19 protein-coding genes are annotated in these 21,947 nt (G+C 69.5%); 8 read left to right on the top strand and 11 right to left on the bottom strand.

Annotated features, from left to right (window positions below; translation table 11 throughout):
• The first annotated feature begins 26 nt into the window (after window positions 1-26).
• Complete coding sequence (locus ACFVYR_RS04330) at window positions 27-2,333, top strand: tetratricopeptide repeat protein (RefSeq protein WP_384248339.1); 2,307 nt, start codon at window positions 27-29, stop codon at window positions 2,331-2,333.
• A gap of 143 nt (window positions 2,334-2,476) precedes the next feature.
• Here ACFVYR_RS04330 and ACFVYR_RS04325 read toward each other — a convergent pair whose 3' ends face one another.
• Entirely contained in the window at window positions 2,477-3,370 is an 894-nt protein-coding gene (locus ACFVYR_RS04325; RefSeq protein ID WP_384248699.1) for a PhzF family phenazine biosynthesis protein, read from the bottom strand.
• A 178-nt stretch (window positions 3,371-3,548) separates the two neighbouring features.
• Here ACFVYR_RS04325 and ACFVYR_RS04320 point away from each other — a divergent pair, with 178 nt between their 5' ends.
• On the top strand, window positions 3,549-4,409 hold the full coding sequence (locus tag ACFVYR_RS04320; protein WP_384248337.1) for an ArsR/SmtB family transcription factor: 861 nt from the start codon (window positions 3,549-3,551) through the stop codon (window positions 4,407-4,409).
• On the opposite strand, the gene ACFVYR_RS04315 is transcribed toward ACFVYR_RS04320, so the two are convergent.
• The 5 genes from ACFVYR_RS04315 to ACFVYR_RS04295 all read right to left on the bottom strand — a co-directional run bounded on the left by ACFVYR_RS04315 (window position 4,381) and on the right by ACFVYR_RS04295 (window position 11,327).
• Window positions 4,381-5,628 (bottom strand): cytochrome P450, encoded by a 1,248-nt coding sequence (locus ACFVYR_RS04315; RefSeq protein ID WP_384248335.1) that lies wholly within the window; start codon window positions 5,626-5,628, stop codon window positions 4,381-4,383. The two genes, ACFVYR_RS04320 and ACFVYR_RS04315, sit on opposite strands and share 29 nt — an antisense overlap.
• A 167-nt stretch (window positions 5,629-5,795) precedes the next feature.
• Window positions 5,796-7,073 (bottom strand): cytochrome P450, encoded by a 1,278-nt coding sequence (locus tag ACFVYR_RS04310; protein WP_384248334.1) that lies wholly within the window; start codon window positions 7,071-7,073, stop codon window positions 5,796-5,798.
• Window positions 7,074-7,470: 397 nt separating this feature from the next.
• Window positions 7,471-9,027, bottom strand: a complete 1,557-nt coding sequence (locus ACFVYR_RS04305) for an APC family permease (protein WP_384248696.1) — start codon at window positions 9,025-9,027, stop codon at window positions 7,471-7,473.
• Between the two features lie 232 nt (window positions 9,028-9,259).
• Complete coding sequence (locus tag ACFVYR_RS04300) at window positions 9,260-10,192, bottom strand: LysR family transcriptional regulator (RefSeq protein ID WP_384248332.1); 933 nt, start codon at window positions 10,190-10,192, stop codon at window positions 9,260-9,262.
• A gap of 235 nt (window positions 10,193-10,427) precedes the next feature.
• Window positions 10,428-11,327 (bottom strand): hypothetical protein, encoded by a 900-nt coding sequence (locus tag ACFVYR_RS04295; protein ID WP_384248330.1) that lies wholly within the window; start codon window positions 11,325-11,327, stop codon window positions 10,428-10,430.
• A 722-nt stretch (window positions 11,328-12,049) separates the two neighbouring features.
• On the opposite strand from ACFVYR_RS04295, the gene ACFVYR_RS04290 reads away from it, so the two are divergent.
• On the top strand, window positions 12,050-12,700 hold the full coding sequence (locus ACFVYR_RS04290) for a hypothetical protein (RefSeq protein WP_384248328.1): 651 nt from the start codon (window positions 12,050-12,052) through the stop codon (window positions 12,698-12,700).
• A gap of 397 nt (window positions 12,701-13,097) precedes the next feature.
• Window positions 13,098-13,874: a hypothetical protein gene (locus tag ACFVYR_RS04285; protein WP_384248327.1), complete on the top strand. Its 777-nt coding sequence runs from the start codon at window positions 13,098-13,100 to the stop codon at window positions 13,872-13,874.
• A gap of 3 nt (window positions 13,875-13,877) precedes the next feature.
• Here the strand turns inward: ACFVYR_RS04285 and ACFVYR_RS04280 are convergent, their stop codons facing one another.
• Together ACFVYR_RS04280 and ACFVYR_RS04275 are read right to left on the bottom strand one after the other, a co-directional pair.
• Window positions 13,878-14,210 (bottom strand): helix-turn-helix domain-containing protein, encoded by a 333-nt coding sequence (locus ACFVYR_RS04280; protein ID WP_384248325.1) that lies wholly within the window; start codon window positions 14,208-14,210, stop codon window positions 13,878-13,880.
• A 495-nt stretch (window positions 14,211-14,705) separates the two neighbouring features.
• Window positions 14,706-15,032 carry a hypothetical protein gene (locus ACFVYR_RS04275; protein ID WP_389611244.1) on the bottom strand — a complete coding sequence of 109 codons (327 nt, stop codon included), beginning with the start codon at window positions 15,030-15,032 and terminating at the stop codon, window positions 14,706-14,708.
• A 604-nt stretch (window positions 15,033-15,636) separates the two neighbouring features.
• Here ACFVYR_RS04275 and ACFVYR_RS04270 point away from each other — a divergent pair.
• The 3 genes from ACFVYR_RS04270 to ACFVYR_RS04260 all read left to right on the top strand — a co-directional run bounded on the left by ACFVYR_RS04270 (window position 15,637) and on the right by ACFVYR_RS04260 (window position 16,951).
• Window positions 15,637-16,125, top strand: a complete 489-nt coding sequence (locus tag ACFVYR_RS04270) for a hypothetical protein (RefSeq protein ID WP_384248322.1) — start codon at window positions 15,637-15,639, stop codon at window positions 16,123-16,125.
• 190 nt (window positions 16,126-16,315) lie between these two features.
• Window positions 16,316-16,714: a hypothetical protein gene (locus ACFVYR_RS04265; protein WP_384248321.1), complete on the top strand. Its 399-nt coding sequence runs from the start codon at window positions 16,316-16,318 to the stop codon at window positions 16,712-16,714.
• Between the two features lie 30 nt (window positions 16,715-16,744).
• Window positions 16,745-16,951 carry an integrase gene (locus ACFVYR_RS04260; protein WP_384248694.1) on the top strand — a complete coding sequence of 69 codons (207 nt, stop codon included), beginning with the start codon at window positions 16,745-16,747 and terminating at the stop codon, window positions 16,949-16,951.
• Window positions 16,952-17,767: 816 nt separating this feature from the next.
• Here ACFVYR_RS04260 and ACFVYR_RS04255 read toward each other — a convergent pair.
• From ACFVYR_RS04255 to ACFVYR_RS04245, 3 genes are all read right to left on the bottom strand, one after another.
• Window positions 17,768-18,178 (bottom strand): hypothetical protein, encoded by a 411-nt coding sequence (locus tag ACFVYR_RS04255; RefSeq protein WP_384248319.1) that lies wholly within the window; start codon window positions 18,176-18,178, stop codon window positions 17,768-17,770.
• Window positions 18,179-18,261: 83 nt separating this feature from the next.
• On the bottom strand, window positions 18,262-18,699 hold the full coding sequence (locus tag ACFVYR_RS04250) for a hypothetical protein (RefSeq protein WP_384248318.1): 438 nt from the start codon (window positions 18,697-18,699) through the stop codon (window positions 18,262-18,264).
• Window positions 18,700-19,014: 315 nt separating this feature from the next.
• A complete protein-coding gene (locus tag ACFVYR_RS04245; RefSeq protein WP_384248317.1) occupies window positions 19,015-20,262 on the bottom strand; it encodes a magnesium and cobalt transport protein CorA in 1,248 nt (415 codons plus the stop codon).
• A gap of 376 nt (window positions 20,263-20,638) precedes the next feature.
• Here ACFVYR_RS04245 and ACFVYR_RS04240 point away from each other — a divergent pair, with 376 nt between their 5' ends.
• Window positions 20,639-21,820 (top strand): winged helix DNA-binding domain-containing protein, encoded by a 1,182-nt coding sequence (locus ACFVYR_RS04240; protein WP_384248315.1) that lies wholly within the window; start codon window positions 20,639-20,641, stop codon window positions 21,818-21,820.
• Window positions 21,821-21,947: the final 127 nt, after the last annotated feature.

The raw sequence follows: 21,947 nt of genomic DNA, 5'->3' as shown, positions 1-21,947 counted from the left end.
GCGGCACCGGCGGCCACCCCACCGTCATGGTGGGCGACGTCCGCCGGATGCACGTCTACGGCGACATCGCCTCGGCCGGGTCCGGCTACCTGCGCGACCCCGCACGATGGCTGCCCGTACGGGAGTGGGAGCCGTACGAAGCCGGTGTGCACCGCGCGCACCCGTCCCGGAAGGGCCGCGCGCTGCCGGCCTACGTGCCCCGGGACATGGACGCCGTCATCCGTGCCCAATGGCAGGAAGCACTCGACGGGGGCGGGTTCATGTACCTGGTCGGCGAGGGCGCGGCAGGGGCGACACGGGCCGCGTTCGAGGCGGTTCGGGCCCTGGCCGCCGACCGGCGGGTCCTCGCGCCGCGTGCGCCGGGCCATCTGGCGCTGCTCGCCGACCGCCCACCACCTCCCACGCGCCGTGCGCCGGTCATCTGGCTTGACGGCCTGGAGCGTTTCCTCGTACCGGACGGCCTGTGCGTCGAAGTGCTCGGTGAGCTCGTCCGCGCGCGGTTCCCCGTCATCGCCACGCTCGACGCCCTGTCGTACGAGGCGCTCACCGCGCCCCGCGGCCCCGGACCGCGCCACCTGCTCCCCGGCAACGGGTGGGCGGCGCGGGTACTCAACTACGCGTCGCCCATCCGCCTCGCGCGGCACTGGACCTCGGCGGAGGTGGCGCGGGCGCGCCTGAGCGAGGACGGCCAGGTGCGGGAGGCGACGCGCTGTGTCCGGGCCCCGGTGGCGGAGTACCTGGCGGCGGGCCCCGCCCTGTGGAGCAGGTGGGAGAACGGCCGGCGCGCCGGGGAGAATCCACGCGGTGCCGCTCTCGTCACGGCCGCCGTCGACCTCGCCCGCGCCGGACTCACCGGCCCGTACTCCCGCCAACTGCTCATCGACGTACACCGGTTCCACCTGGCCGACCAGGTCGGTGACCGGGCGGTACCGGAAGGCCCGGACGACGCGTTCGCCTGGGCCGCGCGGCCCGCGCGTCACACCGTCGGCCTGCTCAACCTGGTCTCTCCCGACCTGTGGCAGCCCTACGGCGGCCTGGCCGATGCCGTACGCGACGACGCCGAGGCGCCCGGCGTACATCCCTTCGTGTGGTTCGAGGCACTGGCGAACAGCGCCGACATCGGCGAGGCGTTCCACATCGCCCTGAACGCAAGCGAGTCGGAACCGACAGTCGCCCGCTTCCTGTGGACGGCGCTGGTCGATGCGGGGGTCGCCCGCGCGCGGGTCAACCTGGGCGCCCTGCTGCTGGAGCAGGGCCGGTACGCCGAGGCGGAGACCGTCTGCCGCGAGGCGGCCCGGGAGCCGGAGACCCGGGCGCGGGCGCTGTTCAACCTGGCGCTCGTGTACGCCGGGTCCGGGCGGCCGTCCGACGCGTACGAGACCGCCCTGCGCGCCCTGGAAGCGGGCGTGCGGCAATCCTGGGCTCTGATCGGACAACTCAGGGCGGAGAGCGGCGATGTGGACGGCGCCGTGGAGGCGACCCGGCGGGCCGTCGGCCTCGGTGTACCGAACGCCGCCTACAACCTGGCCGGGTACTTGGCGGAAGCCGGGCACTTCGAGGAGGCGGTCGACACCTACCGCGATGTCATCGCCTCCGGCGACCTGGACGCCTACGGCGAACTCGGCTTGCTCCTTGAGAGGTTGGGGCGTTCGGCGGTGGCCCGGCGCGTCTACCGGGAGGGCATCGCCGCCGGGCGGAGGGACCTCTGGCTGAACCTCGGCAACCTCTTCAACCAGGAGGCCCGGCACGAGGAGGCATGCGGCGCGTTCGAGAGCGGCGGCCGGGCGGGCGACACCCGCGCCTGGTTCAACCTCGGAAACCTGCACGGACGCCAGGGCCGCCATCGGGCCGCGGTGACCGCCTACCGCGCCGCGATCGACGCGGGCGACCCGCACGGCCTGCACAACCTCGGCCTGGCGCTGGAGAGGCTCGGCTGCCGGGAGGAGGCGGAGGAGGCGTGGCGCCCGGCCGCGGCCCGGGGGGACCCGGACGCGCTGCTGGCACTGGCGGACCTCGCCGAGAAGGCGGGCCACAGGTCCCGCGCCATGACCCGCTACGAGCGGGCGGCGGACGCCGGAAGCAACGAGGCGCTGTACTGCCTCGGCGCGCTGACCATCCTCGAAGGGCGGTCCGAGGACGGGGAACGGCTCGTTCGCCGGGCGGCCGCCGCGGACAACGTATGCGCGCTCGTCCACCTCGGAATCCTCGCCACGGCACAGGGGCGGGACGGCGAGGGACAGCACTTCCTGCGGCGCGCGCTGGCATCGGACCGGCGGCTCGCCGAGGCGTACATCGACGGGTGGCGGGAGGCTGGGCCGTCCGAACGGGCATGAGGCCTTCGCAGGGCGCCCATTGCCGTGGCACCGGCACGGGCGAAGGCCTCCGCCGTCGGTACGCTGCCGAGGCCGGTGGACGTCCTGATCCGGTGTTGCGGGCCGGGACCACGAATCCCACCGGCCCGCCACCGTCCGGAGCGCTACCGCAGCCCCGGGTCCGGGACCCGGGTGCCCGTCCCGCTCACCCGCACTCGCGCGTCACCGGCGTGCAGCTCGACCCGCAGCAGACCCGGGCGGCCCATGTCCGCGCCCTGGTGCAGTTCGAGGACCGACTGCTCGGGGACCAGGCCCAGTTCGCGTGCGTAGGCGCCGAACGCCGCGGCGGCGGCGCCGGTCGCGGGGTCCTCGACCACGCCGCCGACGGGGAACGGATCGCGCACGTGGAAGACCGTCGCGGACTCGCGCCACACCAGTTGCACCGTGGTGAGGTCGAGGGAGGTCATGAAGTCCCTGAGACGCTCGAAGTCGTAGTGCAGGTCGGCCAGTCGGGTGCGGGACGCGGCCGCCAGGATAAGATGCCGCGCCCCCGCGTAGCCGATCCGCGGCGGGAAGGCCGGGTCGAGCTCGGCCGCGGACCAGCCGAGCGCGTCGAGTGCCTCGGTGACGTCCTTGTCCGCCGCGTCGTGGACGGCGGGCTCCACGCTGGTCAGGGTCGCGTGCAGCGCCCCGTCCGCGCTCTCGGTCACCGTCACCGGGACGGTGCCCGCGCGGGTGGCGAGGAGCAGTTCGCCGGCCCCGTGCCGCTCGGCGTGGGCGATGGCGGCGGCGATGGTGGCGTGGCCGCAGAAGGAGACCTCGGCCTTGGGGGAGAAGTAGCGGACGGTGTACGCCCTGGGGTGGTCGGCGAGCTCCGCGGGAGGAGCGGTCAGGAAGGCCGTCTCGCTGTAGCCGAGCTCGGCGGCGATCGCGAGCTGCTCGTCGTCGGAGAGACCGGTGGCGTCGAGGACGACACCGGCGGGGTTGCCGCCCGAGGGGTCGGCGGAGAAGGCGGTGTAGCGGAGGATCTCGGGGCCGGAGTGGGGCGTCGTCGTCATGGCGGAGGCAACTCCTTGCGGTGCGGGGAGGGTCGTGTCCGTACGCGTGTCGGTGCTGGTGCTGGTGCTGGTGCCGGTGCCGGTGTCTGCTTCTGCTTCTGTGCTCACCTGCATAAAGAGAGCATCGCCGTCAGATATTTCGCTGCCCGACGAAGTGTCGTTGTTCTACGCTGCGTTCATGCCGAACACCAGCCGCGTCCCCGCTCCGCGCTCGACGGTCGGTGGCGCGCCGACCGGTGGCGCACCGGCCGAGCGCCGGGGTGGGGCCCAGGGGGAGCCGCTCAAGCACCAGACCGACATCGCCCGCGCCGCCGCCCTCATCGCCGACCCGTCCCGCGCCCGCATCCTCAAGTGCCTGGCCGACGGCAGGGCGCTGCCCGCGAGCGCCCTGGCAGGCGAGGCGGGCATCGGCGCCGCGACCGCCAGCGCCCACCTCGCCCGACTCGTCGAGGGAGAGCTCCTCACCGTCGAGCGGCGCGGAAGGCACCGCCTCTACCGGCTCGCGGGCCCGGACGTGAGCGCCGCCATGGAGTGCCTCGCACTGATCGCGCCGCCGCTGGCCATCACCTCCCTCAAGCAGAGCAACCGCACCAACGCCCTGCACCGCGCCCGCTCCTGCTACGACCACCTCGCGGGGCGGCTCGGCGTGGCGCTGATGCGAGGCCTGCTGGAACGCGGCGTACTCACCGGTCACGACGGTGTGCACCGGCCCCACGAAGCCCTGCGCGACCGCCCGTCGTCGTACGGGCACGACATCCAGTACGCACTCACCCCTGCGGGCCGCGCGACCCTGGCCGAACTGGGCGTCGATCCGGACCGGCTCCCGCCCCGCCGCCCCGCGATCCGCTACTGCGTCGACTGGAGCGAACACAAGCACCATCTGGCCGGAGGACTCGGCGCGGCCCTCACGGCGCGGCTGTTCGCGCTGGACTGGGTGCGGTGGGGTCCTGCCCCGCGGGTGGTGCTCCTGACCGACGCGGGCGCGCACGGCCTGGAGCGCACGCTCGGAGTCACGGTCGCTGATGTCCGGCCCGGCTGAGGGTGATCCGGCCGTGGAACTTCTGCGGTACGGGCGCGAAGCGGTACGCCATGGTGACGTGCTCCGCGTCGGGTACGTCGAGGTGGTAGCGCGTACACATCAGGTAGCACAGCGCCATCAGCTGGACGGTGCCGATGTCGGCGCCGGCGCACTTCTTGGGGGCCCAGCCGAAGGGCACGTAGCAGCCCCTGGCCAGGGGCCCGTGCGGGGCGCCGGGCAGGAAGCGGTCCGGGTCGAAGGTGTCCGCGTCGCGCCAGAACCGGTGATCGCGGTGGATCATGTGCGGGCTCAGCACATAGCCGCGCCCCTCCGCCAGCGTGGTGCCGCCGAGGTCGAAGGAGGTCCGGGCGTGCCGCATGAGCAGCAGCGGCGGACTCCACATGCGCAGCACTTCCTTGACGAACCGGTGGGTGAGCGGCGCCGCCTTGACCGGGTCGGCGCGGAACGTCTCCGGATCGGTGGCCCGCAGCTCGACCGTGAGCCGCCGGGTCCACCGCGGCTGGCGCGCGAGTTCGTACAGCACGCTCGCGGCCGCCGCGCCGGGCGGCCCGCCGATCGCCGTGAGCACGGCGGTGACCACGTCGAGCGCACGGTCCATGCCGAGTTCCGGCAGCAGATCGACGAAGGGATCGGCGAGGTCGTGCTCCCGCGCACGGCGCCCGGCGGCACGCTCGCGCAGTATCCGCCGTACGACGAGTCCCGCCCGGAACTGCACGGCGGCGAAGTGGAGTTGATGCCGAAGTTCGCTCCCCGGGGAACGGTCGATCAACCGCATCAGCTTCTGGTCGAGGTCCTGGACGATCCAGGCGCTCTCGCGGGCGGTGAGGCCCGACAGGGCGACGGGCAGCAGGGCCCGCACGGCGACGTCCTGGGCGAGCAGGACCAGGTCGATGTCGTCGCCGAGGCGCGCGTCGATGGTCCGTTCCATGCGGGCGATCAGCGCGCCATGGTGCTCGGCGGTGGCGAGCGCGTGCAGCCGGGTGCGCCACTCGGTGCGCACCCGGGCCCACGGCACCGTGGCGCTGCCGCGCCGCCGGAGCATGTCGACGAAGCGGTCGTTCATGAGGAGGCCGTGCCAGTTCGCGGCGCTGACCTTGCGTGCCGCGTCCGGCTCGAAGACGGCGAGCAGGTCGTCGTTGATCCAGAAGACGCCGCCTTCGGCCGCGCTGCGGTCGCGCAGATCGTGCAGGAAGTCGTCGGGATGGTGCGGAGTGGTCATGGCGTCGCCTCTCGCGCCGCACGGGAAGCCGCCCGTCGGGGGCGACTTCCCGCGCACCCGAACGGATCAGATGTGGTGGTAGAGGTACCAGAAGTGATAGACCCCGCCGTAGCCGGACCGGATGTTGAGGGCCGACTTGGCAGAGCGGTAGAGCTTCCTCATGCAGTTCACCTCCCCCCAGGTGAATCGGTGCGGTCGCTCAGCCGCGCGGTGAAACGCGGCGGAGCCAGCGCGGGGCCCAGTTGGGGACCGCTCCCCGCGCCGGTGATCGACAGGTGCCGGTCGTGGGTGATGACGCGGACCAGGTCCGTCAGGAGCGTCATCGTCACGGTCGCCCCTGCGCAGCTGTGCGGCCCGTACCCGAAGGGCATGAACGCCGGATCGCGCGGGGGCGTCGCCCACCGGCCCGGCACGAATTCGTCGGGGCGGTCCCAGTGCTGCGGGTGGCGGTGCATCAGATACGAGCACACGTCCACGTCGTCGCGCGGGCCGACCGGGACCCCGGCCAGGTCGTGGGCGCTGCTCGGCTTACGGGTGAAGAGCCAGGCCACCGGCCACAGCCGCAGCGCTTCCCGGACTATCCACTCGGGTTCGGGGCCGTCGAGGCCGAAGGCGGGGCCCGAGGCTGGGCACTGGCCGGTATCGGTACCGGGTCCGGGTCCCGTACCGACGAGGTACACCGCCCAGCCCAGCGCGAAGCCGATGGAGCCCACCGTGGCGAAGAGGAAGGACAGATAGACCTCGGCGAGGTCGTCCGGCCGTGCCGAGGGGCCGCCATCGGTGACGACCACGTCCAGCAGGTCACGCGGATCGCCCGCACACTTCGCGGAAGCCGAAAGGGCCGTACGTCGCGTCCGGATCTCCGAGGCCAGGAGCCGCATGACCCGTCGGCGGAACACGAATCGCGAGGCCACCGAATGGCGTTCGCGCGCGCCGGCCAGCACTGCACGGGTCACCACGCCGTCGACGGCCTGCCGCAGCGGCGCCGGGGCCTGTCGGCACAGCAGTACGTCCGCCAGGTGCTCGCGGACCAGCAGGTTCCCGGCGTCGGGCCAGCTGCTGACCGGCACGAGCCGGTCCTTGACCAGCCGGGGCAGCTCGGCCCGGCCCGCGTCGAGCCGACGGCGCAGCAGCGCGCGTGCGCCACGGCCGATGTCGACCTGCGCGTCCCGCGGGCCGAAGATGCCCGAGCGGGTGTGGAAGAAGTCCGAGGTCTCCTCGAACAGGCCGCGCCGGTTGCCCATCACCTCGCGAGCGGCCCCGGGGCCGGCCACACACAGCCGCCCGGACGCGGAGCGCCAGATGTCCTGACGCCCGTCGAACTCCGCACGCAGGAAGGAGAGCGGGTCACGGCGCCAGGACGCCGCGTCGCGGGGCCCCGGGACCGGCCGGCCGTACGTCGCGCCGGTCTCCGCACCAGCCTTCGCACCAGTCGAAGATTCCATGCCCCCGCCCCTACTGTGCAGGGGAGGCCGCGCGTGATGGGACTGCACCCACCCGATGTTTCCGCTCCCCCGATGCCGGATGGCCAGCGTGCTCCGGTGGGGGCCGCGTGTCACCCCTCGGGACGTCCCCGCCGCACACCGCCCGGCGAAGGAATCCTGCGCGGACCGCGTCGCACCACCGGTCCGGGACCCATGAGCTGCACCGCTCGCGAAAACGCGGTGGACGACGCATCGCCCCTGCCGTCCGCCCGGCCTCCTGCACCGGCTGACTCGTCTTCGGCCCGGCTATGTAGGGCAGCCGACCACGGAGAGACTAGGTACGGACGCGGCTGCCCGAAAGGGCAAGATGCGATCCTGCCGCCCTCCCCGGACCGACCGCCCGAGCGACTGCCCGCGCTCAGTGAGCGGGGTCCGCGCGGCGGTGGGCGGGGTCCGCGCGCAGGTGGGCGACGCCCGAACGCACCGCCCAGCCGAAGACCGCGAAGGCGACGACACCCACCACGACCGAGTCGTACGGCGCCGGCAGACGCCCCGAGCCACCGAACGTGCCGAGCCACGACAACAGGGTGAGCGCCGCCAGGTGGAACACGATCCAGGCGCCCCGCCGCAGTTCCCCGGCCGGGGAACTGCCCGCCGTCCCGCGTCGTTGCAGCAGGAACAGCGGGACACCGACGAGGACGAGAGGCAGCGCGAGCCGCAGGTCGTCCCAGCCGGACCAGTAGATGAACTCGGTCGCCACGGCGAAACTGACCGGAGCGATCCAGCGCACCCCGGGCATGTGGCCGTCCGCCAGAGGCAGGCCACGCTCCCGGTCGTGCGCCCGGAAGGAGGCCACGGCCACCGCCGAGGCGGCGTAGATGATCAGGTACATGTCTCCCATCACGCTCACGATGTCCTGCCAGCCGCCGAACGGCAGCATGAAGACGATGATGACCGCGAGGTTGAGGACCAGGGCGCGGCGTGCGATGCCCGAGCGGGGGTCGATGCGCATGAAGAAGCGGGGCAGCAGGCCGTTCTTCGAGAGGGCGTAGGTGTGGCGGGCGTCGATCGCGACCCCCACGTAGGCGGAGCCGCCCGGGGAGACCACCGCGTCGGCGTAGAGCAGGGTGGCGAGCCAGTGCAGGTTGAGGACGAGGGCCAACTGGCCGAACGGCGAATCGAAGTTGACGCCCTGCCAGCCGTGCGCGAGCAGCGATTCGGGCACCGTGTAGAGGAAGGCGAGCTGGAGCCCGAGGTAGACGAGTACCGCGAGGCCGATTCCGGTGAGGACGGCTGCGGGGACGTTGCGGCGCGGGTTGCGGGCTTCTCCGGAGAAGTCCAGGGGGGCCTGGAACCCGTTCACGGAGTACACGATGCCGCCGCCGGCGAGTGCGGTGAGGCAGGCCGCGTAACCGTACGGGGCGAACCCTCCGTGGTCCGTGAGGCGGCCGGAATGGGTCCCGGACAGGAACAGGGCGACCACCGTCAGCACCGGGACGACGACCTTGAACACCGAAACGAGGTTGTTCAGACGCGCGAACATCCGCACCGCGAACCAGTTCAGCGCGGTGAGCAGCACGCTCAGCGCGGTGGCGACGCCCAGGCCCGACGCGGTGAGGGAGCCGCCGCGGTAGAGGCCGGGCACGTAGTGCGCCGCGTACTGCATGATCGCGCTGATCTCGGCCGCGGTGCCGCCCACGGAGAGCATGACGGACCAGCCGACGACCGTGCCGACCAGCCGGCCGTTCGCGTACAGCGGCCAGCGGACCGTGCCGCCGCCCTCCGGCCTGGTGGCACCGAGTTCGACCATGACCAGCGCCACCAGCGCGCAGAGCAGACCGGCCGCGACCCAGGAGAGCAGCGCGGCGGGCCCTGCGGTCTGGGCGGCGTACAGGGCGGCGAAGAGCCAGCCCGAGCCGAGGATGTTGGAGAAGCCGATCGCGGTCAGACCCCAGAACCCGAGATCCTTGCGCAGCCGGTTCTCCTCGGTACGGATGTCCGGGGCATCGGCGGTCTCCGCCGGTTGTTGCTGCGCCACGTGGCAAACCTCCTCGACAATCACGGACCCAGAGGAAGTCAGAGTGTCACGGCTGCTCACACTGCTCACGCTGCTCACGGCTGCCGGAGACGGAAGGGCCGCTCGACGCGCTCCGGCGTGGGTGGCGGTGGGTGGCGGTGGGTGGCTGTGGGTGGCGGCAGCCCTTGAGTCAGGCCGGGTGGCGCCGCGCCGGGGTCTGTCTCGTACGCTGTTGTGCGGCTCGGCGGACGAGTATCGCGTGCAGGTCCTGCGCCGCCTTGGGCGTCGAACGTGTGTGGCGTCGCTGGATGACGACGCGGAGTTCGGTGGTGTCGTCCGCCAGCGGGCGGCAGGTGATCGTGCCGCTGCGTTCCAGGGGGTCGCCGAGCACGCTGTAGTCGGGCAGCACGGTGGCGCCGAGCCCCTCGGCCACCATCAGCTTCCCCATCTCGGCGCCCTCGGTCGAGTACGAGAAGGACGGCGTGGAGCCCTGGAGGAGCCGGTGGATGTAGCGGTGCATGGTGTAGCCGGACCGCATCACGATCAGCGGCTGGGTCAGCAGGTCGGTGACGGTGACCGCGTTGAGCGCGGCGAGCGGGCTGTCCGGGCGGACACAGACGACCGGGCGCCCGCGCAGCAGTTCGGTGGTGTGCAGGCCGGGCGGAAGGTCGTCGTCCCGGAGGTAGCTGACCAGCCCGAGGTCGAACCCGCCCTCCGTGAGGTGTTGTTGGACACCGTCCTGCCGGTCCGTGACCACTTCCACCTGTGTCGAAGGATGAGCGGCACGGAACTCCCGGATGGCCGGCGCCAGCAAGGTGACCGTGGCCGCGTTGACCGTGCCGAGCCGCAGCAGACGGCTGATGTGGTGCTGCTCACCGGCTGCCCGGCGCAGCCGGTCGACCGCGTCGAGCACCCCGGCTATGTGCGGCAGCAGTTCGCGACCCTCATGACTGATCTTCGCCCCGGAGTGCCTGCGTTCCAGGAGCTCCACTCCCAGCTCCCGCTCCAGATTGCGGAGCGTCTCACTCAATGCCGGCTGCGATACGTGCAGTTCATCCGCCGCACGGCGTAATGACCCCATCCTGGTGACCGCAGTCAGGTATTCCAATTGCTCCACACGCATAGTGACCACCTCCGCGCCTCATCCTAACCGGCAAATTCGCCGACTGATGAGGTGGTGAAAGGGCTGCCCTATCGCCACATCGGGAATTCCGTCTCGATTTGGGGAAGGGGCTTTCACGCCCCTGTCGCAGCCTCCGTCGCCCGCGTTCTGGTCGGTAGTACGGCTCTGGCGGAATTCCCCTGCTCGGCGCCGGATGCCGGTCACGGCCCGCGCCAGCCGTTCGGGTCCGAGCCGCCTAGCCATGCCTCGGACGTGACTGCTGCGACCCCAGTCCTGTGGCGGGGCGCGGCCGTGGCACCTCCGTTTTGGAGGTCCCGCCGGCGGGCGCCGCGCGCGCTGCCTCATCGGTGGCGGCCGGCACGCGGGCGTCGGGCTGCGCGAGGCGGTGGCGAGGCGCAGCGCGTCGAGGCGGCCGAGTGAGTGTGATCTGCCGGACCAGCTGCTGAAAACAGGCCAGGGAAGCAAGGCTGGGCAGGACCGCCGCGGTGATGTCGATGACGTCCTTGGGCGCCTGCGCGACGCAAAGGAGCATGGCGATGAGAGAGAAGACAATCACCACGCACCAGGAGTGGACGGCACGGCGTTGATGCAGCGCGGCTCTCAGCACGGAAAGGGATGCGACCAGCAGGGGACCGAAGATGAGGACGGGCCACCAGGTGACCGAACTCGCTGTGTGGCCTTTGGCGACGAGCCGCAACGGGTCGTAAGCCACCGCCGTGCTGAAGAAGCTCACCGCCGATGCGGTGAGAGCGACGAGCGCCGCCATGGCGTAACTCGCGGTCCGGACGGGGTGCAGACGGAACTGGACACGTACTTTGCGATGGCTCTGCGGGTTCGCTCTCAGCGGCGGCAGCTCCGCCGTGATGTCCTGCAGTGCCCGAAGCGGGGAATTGACCGCGGCGTCCACGACGGGCGCCTCTTCACCGACCGAAGGGTTCGAGGAGGTCTGGTCCGCGATCGATTCCTGGAGCAGAAATGCCAGCTCCTCGGCCGGATCCCAAGCCTGAGAAGGCGGATCAGCTAGAGCCGAGTATTGACCCGGGAGGCCACCGTACGGGTTCGGGTCCCCGTAGTCGCCTCCAAATGGCCGATCATCTGGATATTCTGGGTGATAGTAGGGCTGCTCGTTCCACATAACGGAATCAGATCACTCCGGCCTGGGAGTACTGCACCAAGAAGTCGAATCGCGCCACCGTCCGGCGAGACCTGATTCAAGTGCGTTCATGCGGTCCAAAAATTCCGACAGAAGAGATTCCGTCGAAATCATGATGGGTGGTTCGTTCTCGTTGACAGCTTCGACCATGATCGGCGAAGCCGCCGAAGCGGGAGTGCCCCCCTGGGCCTCTACTCCGGATCTTCCGCGCGCGACTGGGGTTGCCTGGTTGACACGCGCGGAGGCGATGCACCCCCGAGGTTCCTTTGCCATATTCGGGATAACGCGGGGAAGTTCCTGCGGATGCGCGGCATACGAGTGAGGGTTCCTCCGGCCAGGATTCGTTATATGCGCTTGTATGACGGCTGTCCGGACGGATGGCCCCGGGTTCCGGGCCCAGGGCCCCGCGTGGTCCGGATGAGACGGAATCCTTGACCCTCGCGCATATCGCTGGCAAGCACCGTCCTGGCCGACGGCGTCCATCCCCAAAATCACTATAAACGCTATTCCGTGACACGGATTTTCCGGAGATGCCTACAGATCCGCTCCGCGCGGTGCCGCACCTCCTCCGTGCGCCCCGCTATTCGGTGTAATATTCCGCGCAAAAACGTTATTCCCTTGATTGGGCAGAGCCTTGCGCACACTCCGCTCGTTCCTCTCAATGCCCAATATGCGCAGGCCCAAACTCAAGGATGGAGATCGCTATGGCTGTAAGCTGGGCGAGACGAATCGCCGTCATCGAACCCGCCCCAAAATCCGTGCGGTACGCCAGGTACCTCGCCCCCCACTGGAAGGGGCTGACCCGCCTGGAAAGCGATAATTGTATTGGGCTCTTTCCTGCGGTGCTCCTCTTCGGCCTGGCTGCCCTGATTGTTTTCGGCGCGGGCGGCGCAGGCGTCGCATGGCTGGCCGACCAACTGACCGGACACCGCCGGCTCCCGTACCTGTGGCTGGCCTTCGACGCCGTCGCCGGCACGTCACTGGCACTCTCGTACTGGCTCGTCAGCCGCCACGCGTTGCGCTTCTACGAGGTGGAGCCCTCCTCGTCGTCCACCTGGCGGCTCGTCACGATCGCCAACACGGCCTGGCGCTGCCTCCCCGCCTACCACCGCGACAGCCAGAAGCCACGACTGCGGGCCGTCAACACCGCGGCCCGCCTGCTGCTCACCGACCCGGACGACCCCCACACCCACAGCATCCTCACCGAGCACACGGACGCCCTGCGTCACCTCGCCACCACTGTGCTCCATGAGGCGCAACAGGAGCAGCCGGACAACAGCGCTCGTGCGCTCCCCTTCGCACGGTCGGGCCGATCGAAGACAGGCCAGACCGCCGCAACCGTACGTGCGCAGTAGAACCTGGCCCACACGCTTAGCGGTGACACCGCAGGCTCCGTTGCGACACCCGCAGGCTCCGCTGTGGCACCTCATGCAAGCCAGGGGTGCGGGCGGCACGGCGAGCCGACTGCCCCTCCTTTCCCGCCCTTCACCTCGGGGGGCGGGAGGCCGCAGGCGTGGCGGGATGTCACCGCTCCGTACGGATTCGGGCTCCGCTTCCGTCTCGACGGAGCTGGCCCGGGAGGAGGATCCTGCTGTGAGCGTGGCGTTCGGTATAGGACAACCAGGTGATGCGGTCGGGGCGTTGCCTGGTGACCGACGGCCCGCGACGGTAGGGGCCAGGGCCGGGTGGGGGGGCATCATGCCGGGTACGCAGTGGATATTGCCGGTTGGAGTGTGTGCGGGTGTCACATGGGTGGCGCTTCTGGTCCGTTTCTGGCGTGAGGGCCGGTTGCTGGCCACCCGTACGTCTCAGTGGTGTGCCGTCCTGTTCGTGGCGTGGACGGCCTGTGTCGCCGGATTGGCCAGCTTCTACCTCATGCCGCACGCTTCGAGTGTTCCGCCGGCGCTGGTCGGTGCCGTCGCCGGCTGGGCCTTGGTCTCCCAGGTGGGTCGCGAGGAGGAACGGCAGTTGCAGCATGTCCCGCTGTTGAAGCTGTTCACTCTGTACGACTCGGTTCTGCTGGAGCGGTTGGCCAGGCAGTTGAAGCATGACGAGGCCCTCTGGTGCCGGAGCCTGGCCCGCGGGTTCTGTGAGAGCTGGGAACTGCGCATGTTCATGGACGATGTCCGCGACGTCCTGCTGCTCCGGGCGGATGTCACGGGCCTTGCGACAACACTGCTGCGCTCCGACCTGAAGGACGAGATCGAACGCAGGCACGGCGAGGCCGTGGTCGCGCTGAACGCATGGACCAGTGAGACACGGGCCACGGAGAAGCTGAGCGGGGACCCCGACACTCACATCCTGGCGGATGCGGAGCTCAGGGTCCGCAATGCTCGCGGTCAGGCGGAGCAGCGGTGCTGCTTTCTGCTGGGCATCGCCTACACGGAGGGGAACCGCTCCACCGACCGTGAGATCTTCAGTATCAAGGAGAACCTGCGGCATGATGGCGTGGAACACGGTATGCCCGACCGCCCCGCCTCGCGTAGGCGAGTCTCCATACCGGGCCAGTCGCGCGGCGGCCGCCCGTGACGCTCAGGACCGGGCGGGGGCATACGGCCGGACCGGCCCATCAGTCTTTGTACGACCATGACCGGACTGCCCGGCGTGTGGCGGAACGAGGAAATGGACCTCGACCTCGATGTCCAAGGCCTCGGCTATGTTCGCCAAGGAGCGCAGCGTGAGGTTCTCGTCCCCTGAGAGGATCTGGCTCACCCGGCCTGGCGATACACCCATGCACTCGGCCAGGTGTGTGCGGGAGATTTCCCGCTCCTCCAGTAGGCCCGCTATCGACGCGGTGACCTGGCGAGCCAGTCGCGCTCCCGCTAAGTCGTCCTGCCTCCTCGCGATGCTGTTGCGCCAACTCATCGCCACCCCCCACAGCTAGCCGCCCCGGTCCAGGGGCCTCGTTGAGAGCATGCCACGTTTAGGCATACCTAAAAGGTCTACGGGACAACGGATTTGACAGGCCGTCACTACGTCTCAGGGTGTTGCAGCCGTGACCTGCGGCGACGCTTCGACCGGATGTAATCGGCCACTTTCTCCCGTAGATCAGTACTGTCGGCGCGGTGCGGGCTCAGGTTCCTGCCCGAGCGAAGGATGCGATCGCAATGCAGCGCTCCGGAGTGTGCACTCTGGCCTCAACTGGTCCGTTGCTGAGCGGTATCACCACTCATTGGCCCCTGCGGCGGGGTCCGGGCCGGTCGCGAGGCAGGGCTGCCATGGCCCGGCGCCCATATCGGCCGGATGACGCGATCCGGCCACGAGCGGGCCCCTGATCGGCACGTCGCATCTGCGCCTGCGAGAGCCGGTCCGATGAGCCGAGGCCCTTACCCTGTGACGCGTGGGCTTCTGGCGGGCCGGTCAGCGCGCGTTGACGAGGATGCGTGCCTGGCCTTCGCGCCCGGCGGCCGTCACCTGCCAGCAGCCGGGGTCCGGCAGATCAAGGCCCATCGGCAGGGCTCCGGGAAGGCCCTCGGACGTCGGTGTCAGCTCTGCTCGTCCGGTGCCCGGCGTATCGTCGGTCCGCCGTACCGAGACCTTCGGCAGTGTCTTCGCGTCCACCCACAACGGGAACTTTCCCCGCAGGTGGCCGTCGTGGGTCTCCAGAAGGTCGCTCCAGTTGTCGGTCTGCGGGGCGATGAACCAGATGGTCCCCTCGCCGACCGCCTTCATGTCCTTCTCGGACAACTTGGCAGGCAGCCGGGAGGCCGGGACCACGGCGTCGTCGCACGCCCCTCCTCGTTGCTGCGACGAGGCCGGGTGGGACGACGAGGAAGCAGCCGTAGCGTCCTGCCGGTCGCTGCACGCGGCGATCGGTAGCAGGACGGCACAGCACAACAGCCCGGTGAGGCATGCCCGTCGACGCTTGGCATCAAGCAACCACATGGAGACTCCCTGTCATCCTCAGCGGCAGGAACATCAGGATGACGATGCCCGTGCTTTGCGTCAGGCGAGTCCGAACCAGGTGGAACAGAAGAGAGAACTGCCCGGCACAGCAGGTGGATTCCTTGGCGCACTCGCCACAGTAGTAGCGATTGCTCGCTGAGTACGAGTGCACCTCAGCGCCCCCTTATGCTCTGGTCGGACGAGTTGATCTCTACGGGGGAGACCTGACGTGTCAGGAGTGAACCGGACGACCCGGCGTCTCACGCTGTCGGCGGCCATCGCGGCCAGTGTGCTGTGCGCCGCTCTGACAGCGTGCGGAGGCGGGGGCGGCGATGATGCCGGGCACGGGGAGGGACCCACCGGTGCGACCAGCAGCCCTACGTCTGCGATACCGGACTCCGATGTGGTGCTGAGTCAGAAGGCGCAGGTCGAAAGCGCACTTCCGGACGTCGGCGCGATGGGCGGCCTGAAGGGTGTGAACGGGGGCGTCACCACCGCGGACGGGCACCTCGACTGTCCGAGTCCGCAGCAGTGCAAGGGGAAGTGGTACGGCCACGACAAGTTCGCCTTGTCCGGAGATACGCACTACGTCAACTTCGAGATCGTCACCTACACCAGCAGGCAGGACGCCAAGGCCGGGTTGAAGGCCGAGGTCGGTGACAAGCAGGCTCTCTCGAAGCCCACCCTCGGAAATGAGAGCCGGGCCTACACCAAGGAAGGCGGAGGGTTGACGGGCGAGTACATCACCATGCGCGTCGGCACGGTGGTCGCCACCACCTATGTGGAAGGCGGTGCGAGCGAACCGACGCTGACGCAGGGCGCCACGATGTTCGCCAAGCGCATCGCGCAGGTCCAGTCCGGAAAGCAGGCCACGGCCACGCTGCCCCAGTTCTGACCTGGCAGCCTCCGGCCCGCCCACCGATGGGTGCCTGGACAGTTCGTGGCCACGACCGTCTCCACCGCTCGCATCGACCGCCGTCCGGTCGAACCGGACGGCCCCCGCGCGCCCATGCGGTAAGTCAACGGGTTCAAGGGGCGGAGGGACTTGATACGGATGCAGAGTCGCCCGCTACCGCATCGCGGTCGTGGTCGCGCTCGACTGCGGGCTGCGGCAGGGAGAGGTCTTCGGCCTCTCGCCGGAGGACGTCGACTTCCAGCGAGGGATCGTCCGCGTACGCAGGCAGGTCCAACTGCTCAACGGCCGCTTGTACTTCACCCTGCCCAAGGGCGGTAAGACGCGCATCGTCGACATGTCCCAGTCCGTCGCCGCCGAGCTGACAGACCACTTCCTTCAGCACCCCGCCGTCGAGGTCGAGTTGCCGTGGGGCGGGCCGGAGCCGGAGCGGGAGAAGCGGACGTTCCCGCTCGTCCTGACGACGACGTACGGCAACGCGCTGCGGGCCAACATCTTCAACGACGAGGTCTGGAAGCCCGCCCTCGCTGCGGCCGGGGTCATCCCGATGCGGGAGGAGGGCAAGCGCTGAGAGGCGTCCCGCAAGGACGGATTCCACGTCCTGCGGCACACCTTCGCCTCGATCATCCTCGAAGCGGGCGAGTCCGTCGTCACCCTGGCCCGCTGGCTCGGCCACTCCAGCCCGACCATCACGCTCGACCATTACGCCCACTTCATGCCGGAGGCGGGCGGCAAGGGGCGCGCGGCGGTCGATGCCCTGCTTGGCTCAGTTCCTGATTACGTCCCTGAGGGCGTCGTGGCGGCTTAACCAATGGTTGGCGCAGCACATGTTGTGCCAACCGTTTGCTCTGCCCGCTTCGTGGTGCTCCGACTGGGGCAGTCGGTGAGGACGTTGTGGTGAAGGCCCGGAATCCGTGAGTGCTGGACTTCGGCCCTCGGGGGCGGCCAGTCCGGCTGGTGCTGGTGGCGCGGGAGACGGGGATTCCACCAGGGCGGGAGAGTGGTCCGTCATACAGAGGGGACCGCCTACTCGTCTGCGTACAGACGCTGGTGGAGGTCTAGTGGGCCAGCGACACCCGGGTCCGGCGGGAAGTCATGGGCTGGATGCTCGATTGGGCGCCACCTTCTCAAGGCTCCGACCTCTTGCGCGGAACCTTGATGGTTCGCCCGGCCTCCCAAGCCCGAACTACCAGTGCGTTTTGGATCCATCCGAGAAAGAAGATAGCTGTGAACAACATCCCAAGGGCCCCATAGATGGCGGGCACCACGTGCATGACTCCCACTGTCACAGCCGCTATGGACACAGGCAGCACAACCAAGGACCCCCGTGCCCGACGACGACACGCCCGCGCATAGCGCTCGGCTCGTCGCTGCTTCGTTTCCCTCTCGGCTGCCTCATCATCAAGGATGCGCCGTTGCCGCTCTGTCCATCGGCGGCGGACCTCCGCCTCTTCTGGGCTCTGCGGCTCGATGTTCGAGTTGAACACTACGTCGCCGTGGACGGACCCTGCCTGGACAGAATGCCCCGCAACGTTGCCGCTCAAGTCGTTCCGCATGGACCGCTGTTCGCTCATGGATCGGAAGATACGCCAGCGGTGGCGCGCACCGCTTGGTCATGCGTGGATTAGCGGCCACGCATGACCAAGCCACCACCCCAGAGGAAGAGAAGTGCGGCCGCAATCCCCACAAGCACCGCTGCGGTAGTCCAATCATGGGTGCAATAGCCGAGGACTGCGAAGCCAGGGGCGGCTAGTACCAGCACCAGGAGCCCACAGCCCTTGATCGCCTTGTTGTCCTCCGCCTCTAGTCGCTGCCGGGCGCGCTCAGCCGCTTCCCGCTTCTTCCTCTTCGCGCCGACGATGTCTTCATCTTGCTTCGGAGCGTCGCAGGATGGATGGGGCACGGAGTTCGGTCCGTGAAAATGCACATCTCCGTAAATATTGCCGAACTGTCCGGATATGCCGAAGGCATTGCCGCTCATGTCGTTGGTGACGTTTTGTCGGGCACAGTCGTCTCGCGCTTCCTCCATGGTCAAGAAGTTACGCTAAATAGCCGCATTCGACGGGTAGTTGGAGCAAGGGGCGTGCCCCAACAGGGGCTCTCTCGACCAAGCGCGGATCAGGACTGGCGTGAAGGCGAACCGAAGTTGAGAGGGCCCACGCTGCCAGCCTGAATCACTGGGCCGAGCTGGAGGCCGCCACTGATCGTATTTTGGACGCTCGTAACTTGTCGGCCTTCCAGAACGTGCTCCAAGTCGCTCAGCACAGCTCGCAGTTGAGCTGCCGCCGTGGGCTCAGCCAGCAGGAGGCGTCTCAGTTGCGTGCGCCACAGTGCCTCAACGTCTGCGGCAGTCTGTTCGTCACCAGTTGCCACCGCCATCGTCAGCTCGCTGCGCGAGGTCTCTAGCTCCCCCTCGATCGCTGCTTCTTCGCCTCGACGATTACGCGCGAAAAACGCGACGATATGATCACGCGCCTGCGTCCAGGAGTCCGCCGCCATCTGCTGAACGAGCACGGTCGCTCCCGAAGCGGCGAGTGCCATCAACTCTGCATCCATCAAGCCCCCTTGGCTGTGACTGAGGCAGTCACGGTAACCCCGGACGTCCGCCGCCGCTGCGCGCATACGTCATGTAGATGGCTGTTGACGGATGTCTCAGAAGTGCGTCCGCTCCCTCTGCGTGCATTGTCAGTGACGGTGCAGTGGAGGGAAGCTGGGCAGGGTAGGTCGTGCACCAGGTGTAGAGCATGAGGGGCGGGGTGGGGTACCCGCTCCCCAGTGCCGCGCATTCTCCCCAGATTCTCCCCAGGAGTCCTAGAGGGGGCCTACGGGGTGTTCGCGTACGTGAAGTTAGCTACGCGTCCACCCCTGCTCCTACAGCCAGTCCCGTCGCTTGAAGATGAAGTACAGGCTCACACAAACCCCCGCCATCAGCAGAATCGCGAACGGGTACCCGAACGCCCACCCCAGCTCCGGCATCCGCTCGAAGTTCATCCCGTAGATCGTTCCCACCAGCGTGGGAGCAAACAAAATCGCCGCCCACGACGAGATCTTCTTGATCTCCTCGTTCTGTTCGAAACCCGCCTCCGCCAATGCCCGCATCTCCGCGTTCTGCTGTTGGGTGACCAGGGTTGCGTTCACCGTCAGGATTTCCGTCAGGGCCTGGCGGAAGCCGTCGACGCGTTCGCTGGTGTGGGTGACGTGGTCGGCGACATCGCGCAGGTAGCGCTGGAGCTCCTCGTCCGTGCCGTACTTCGCGAAGCCTGCCATCAGGGCGTGCAGCATGCTGACCAGGGGGCGGGTGGCTCGTTGGAACTCGACCATTTCGCGGGAGAGTTCGTAGATGCGGCGGGAGACCTCCGGGTCGCCTCCGAAGACCTCGGTCTCGATCTCGTCGATGTCGTTCTGGACGCCGGCGACGACCGGGGCGTAGCCGTCGACGACCGCATCGAGGATCGCGTAGAGCACCGCCTCGGGGCCCAGTCTGAGGAGGTCGGGGGAGTCCTCCATGCGGCGGCGGACCGCCGTGAGGTCGGGGGCCGCGCCGTGCCGGACCGTGATGACGAAATCGGGGCCCACGAAGATGTGCAGCTCACCGAAGTCGACCTCCTCGGGCGCGTCGAGGTAGCGCGCGGCGCGCAGGACGACGAAGAGCGTCTCGCCGTAGCGCTCCAGCTTCGGGCGCTGGTGGGCCTCCATGGCGTCCTCCACGGCCAGTTCGTGGAGGTCGAACTCGGCGGCCAGGGAGAGGAGTTCGCTCTCCGTCGGGCGTGCGAGGCCGATCCATGCCATGCCGTCCGGCTGGTCGCGCAGCTCGCGGAACGTGTCCGCCAGGGACCCGGGCGTCGCCACCCTGACGCCGTCGCGGTACAGCGCCGCCTCGACGACGCTGTCGGCGTTCGGCCGTGGGGGCGGGGTGGGTTCCGCGGGGAGCTGGGCGCCTGGGGAGGCTGGTGTGGGCTCCGCGTTCTTCGGAATCCTGGCTGGCTTGGGCGGCTTCGGGGACTTCTGGGGCTTGGGCGGTTTGGGCGGTTTGGCGGACGACGTCGCCGTGGCTCGCGTCATGCGGCGCCACGCGTTGTGCCTCGCGGTCGGTGTCGGACGGGCTCGGCGCTCCGCCATGCTGGCCGCCTCCTGTGTCCTGTGTCGAACGCTTGTCCATGTGGCCGCGGGCGGCCGATGCCACCTGTAGTGCGGCCGCGGTGCGGCCACGGAGCAGCCACGGAACGGTCACTACATCGGCACCGAGCAGGATATGCGTCCCGGGTCACGTGGGCGTGGCGAGACGGCGCGAGCGGGCGAAGCGGGCGAGGGGGGCGAGGGGGGAGAAGGGGACGCGCCGGCTCACCGGGGGGGGTATATCGGCACGCGTTGCGGTGCCTGCCGGGCACCTGCCCCGACCCGGTCGGGTTGGGTCGGGTCGGGCCGGGTCGGGTCCGGTTGGGGCGGCGAGAATCGCGGACCGTACCTGTCCGCTACCCCCGCTAGCGTGCCGTCCATGACCAAGACCACGCTCCGGGCACCGGCAAGCACCACCCCCGTACTGGGAGTACGCGCCCTCAACCGGGCCACCCTCGACCGGCAGCTCCTCCTGCGGCGGGCCCGGGGTCTGTCCGTCAAGGACGCCGTCACCCACCTCGTCGGTCTCCAGGCGCAGAACGTCAAGCCGCCGTACTACGCCCTCGCCGCGCGCCTCGCCGAGTTCGACCCCGGCGAGCTCTCCGCGCTCCTGGACTCCCGCGAGCTGGTCCGCATGGTCACACTGCGCTCCACCATTCACCTGCACACCGCCGACGATGCCCGCTCGCTGCGGCGGCTCGTGCAGGGCGCCCGCGAACGCGAGCTCTCGGCCTTCCGCAACGGGCTGACGGGAGTCGACCTGAGCGAACTCGCGGGGCTCGCCCGCGCGGCCGTCGAGGCGGAGCCCCGCACCATGAAGCAACTCCGCGAGACGCTGCTCGTCCGGTGGCCCGACGCCGATCCGCAGGCCCTCGCCGTAGCCGCCCGGTGCACCCTGCCCCTCGTGCAGGTCACCCCGCGCGGGCTCTGGCGGCGCGGTGGGCAGGTCGCCCTCACCACCCTTGAGCAGTGGCTCGGCGACGGACCGGACAGCCGGTCAGGAGCAACCCCCGGCGTCACGCTCGACGACACCGTCCTGCGCTACCTCGCCGCCTTCGGGCCCGCCTCCGTCAAGGACATGCAGACCTGGGCCCGGCTCACCCGGATGCGGGAGGTCTTCGAGCGGCTGCGACCCCGGCTGCGTACGTACCGCGACGAGAACGGCGTCGAGCTGTTCGACCTGCCCGACGCGCCCCGCCCCGACGCGGACACCCCGGCCCCGCCCCGTTTCCTGCCCGAGTACGACAACCTCCTCCTCGCGCACGCCGACCGCACCCGCGTCGTCCCCGCCGCGTACAAGGGGCGTACGTGGAAGGGCAACGTCCCGTTCTCCGTGTTCCTCCTCGACGGGTTCCTGGCCGGGGTGTGGCGGCTGGTCGAGGAAACGAAGCGAGGGAAGGGTGCGGAAGGCGGCGCCGCCGTGCTCACCATCGAGCCGTTCGGGAAGCCGAGCCGCGCCCAGCGGGACGAGCTGACGCGGGAGGCCGAGCGGACGCTGCGGCGGATCGCCGAGACCTCGTCCTCGTACGACATCCGCTTCGGGGCCGTCATCGACGCCTGACGTCGGCGGCTGCCGGGTCCGGGTGAGCCGACGCGAATCGGGAGGAGTACCGGGCGACAGCGTGGTACTCCTCCCGTACGTCCACGAAAGGAACGCCGGTGACCCACGCAACCGATGACACCTGCGG

The sequence above is a fragment of the Streptomyces sp. NPDC058284 genome (assembly GCF_042881135.1).
GTDB lineage: Bacteria > Actinomycetota > Actinomycetes > Streptomycetales > Streptomycetaceae > Streptomyces.
The sequence above is the reverse complement of the archived record's forward strand: the minus strand, read 5'-3'. Positions and strand labels throughout refer to the sequence as shown.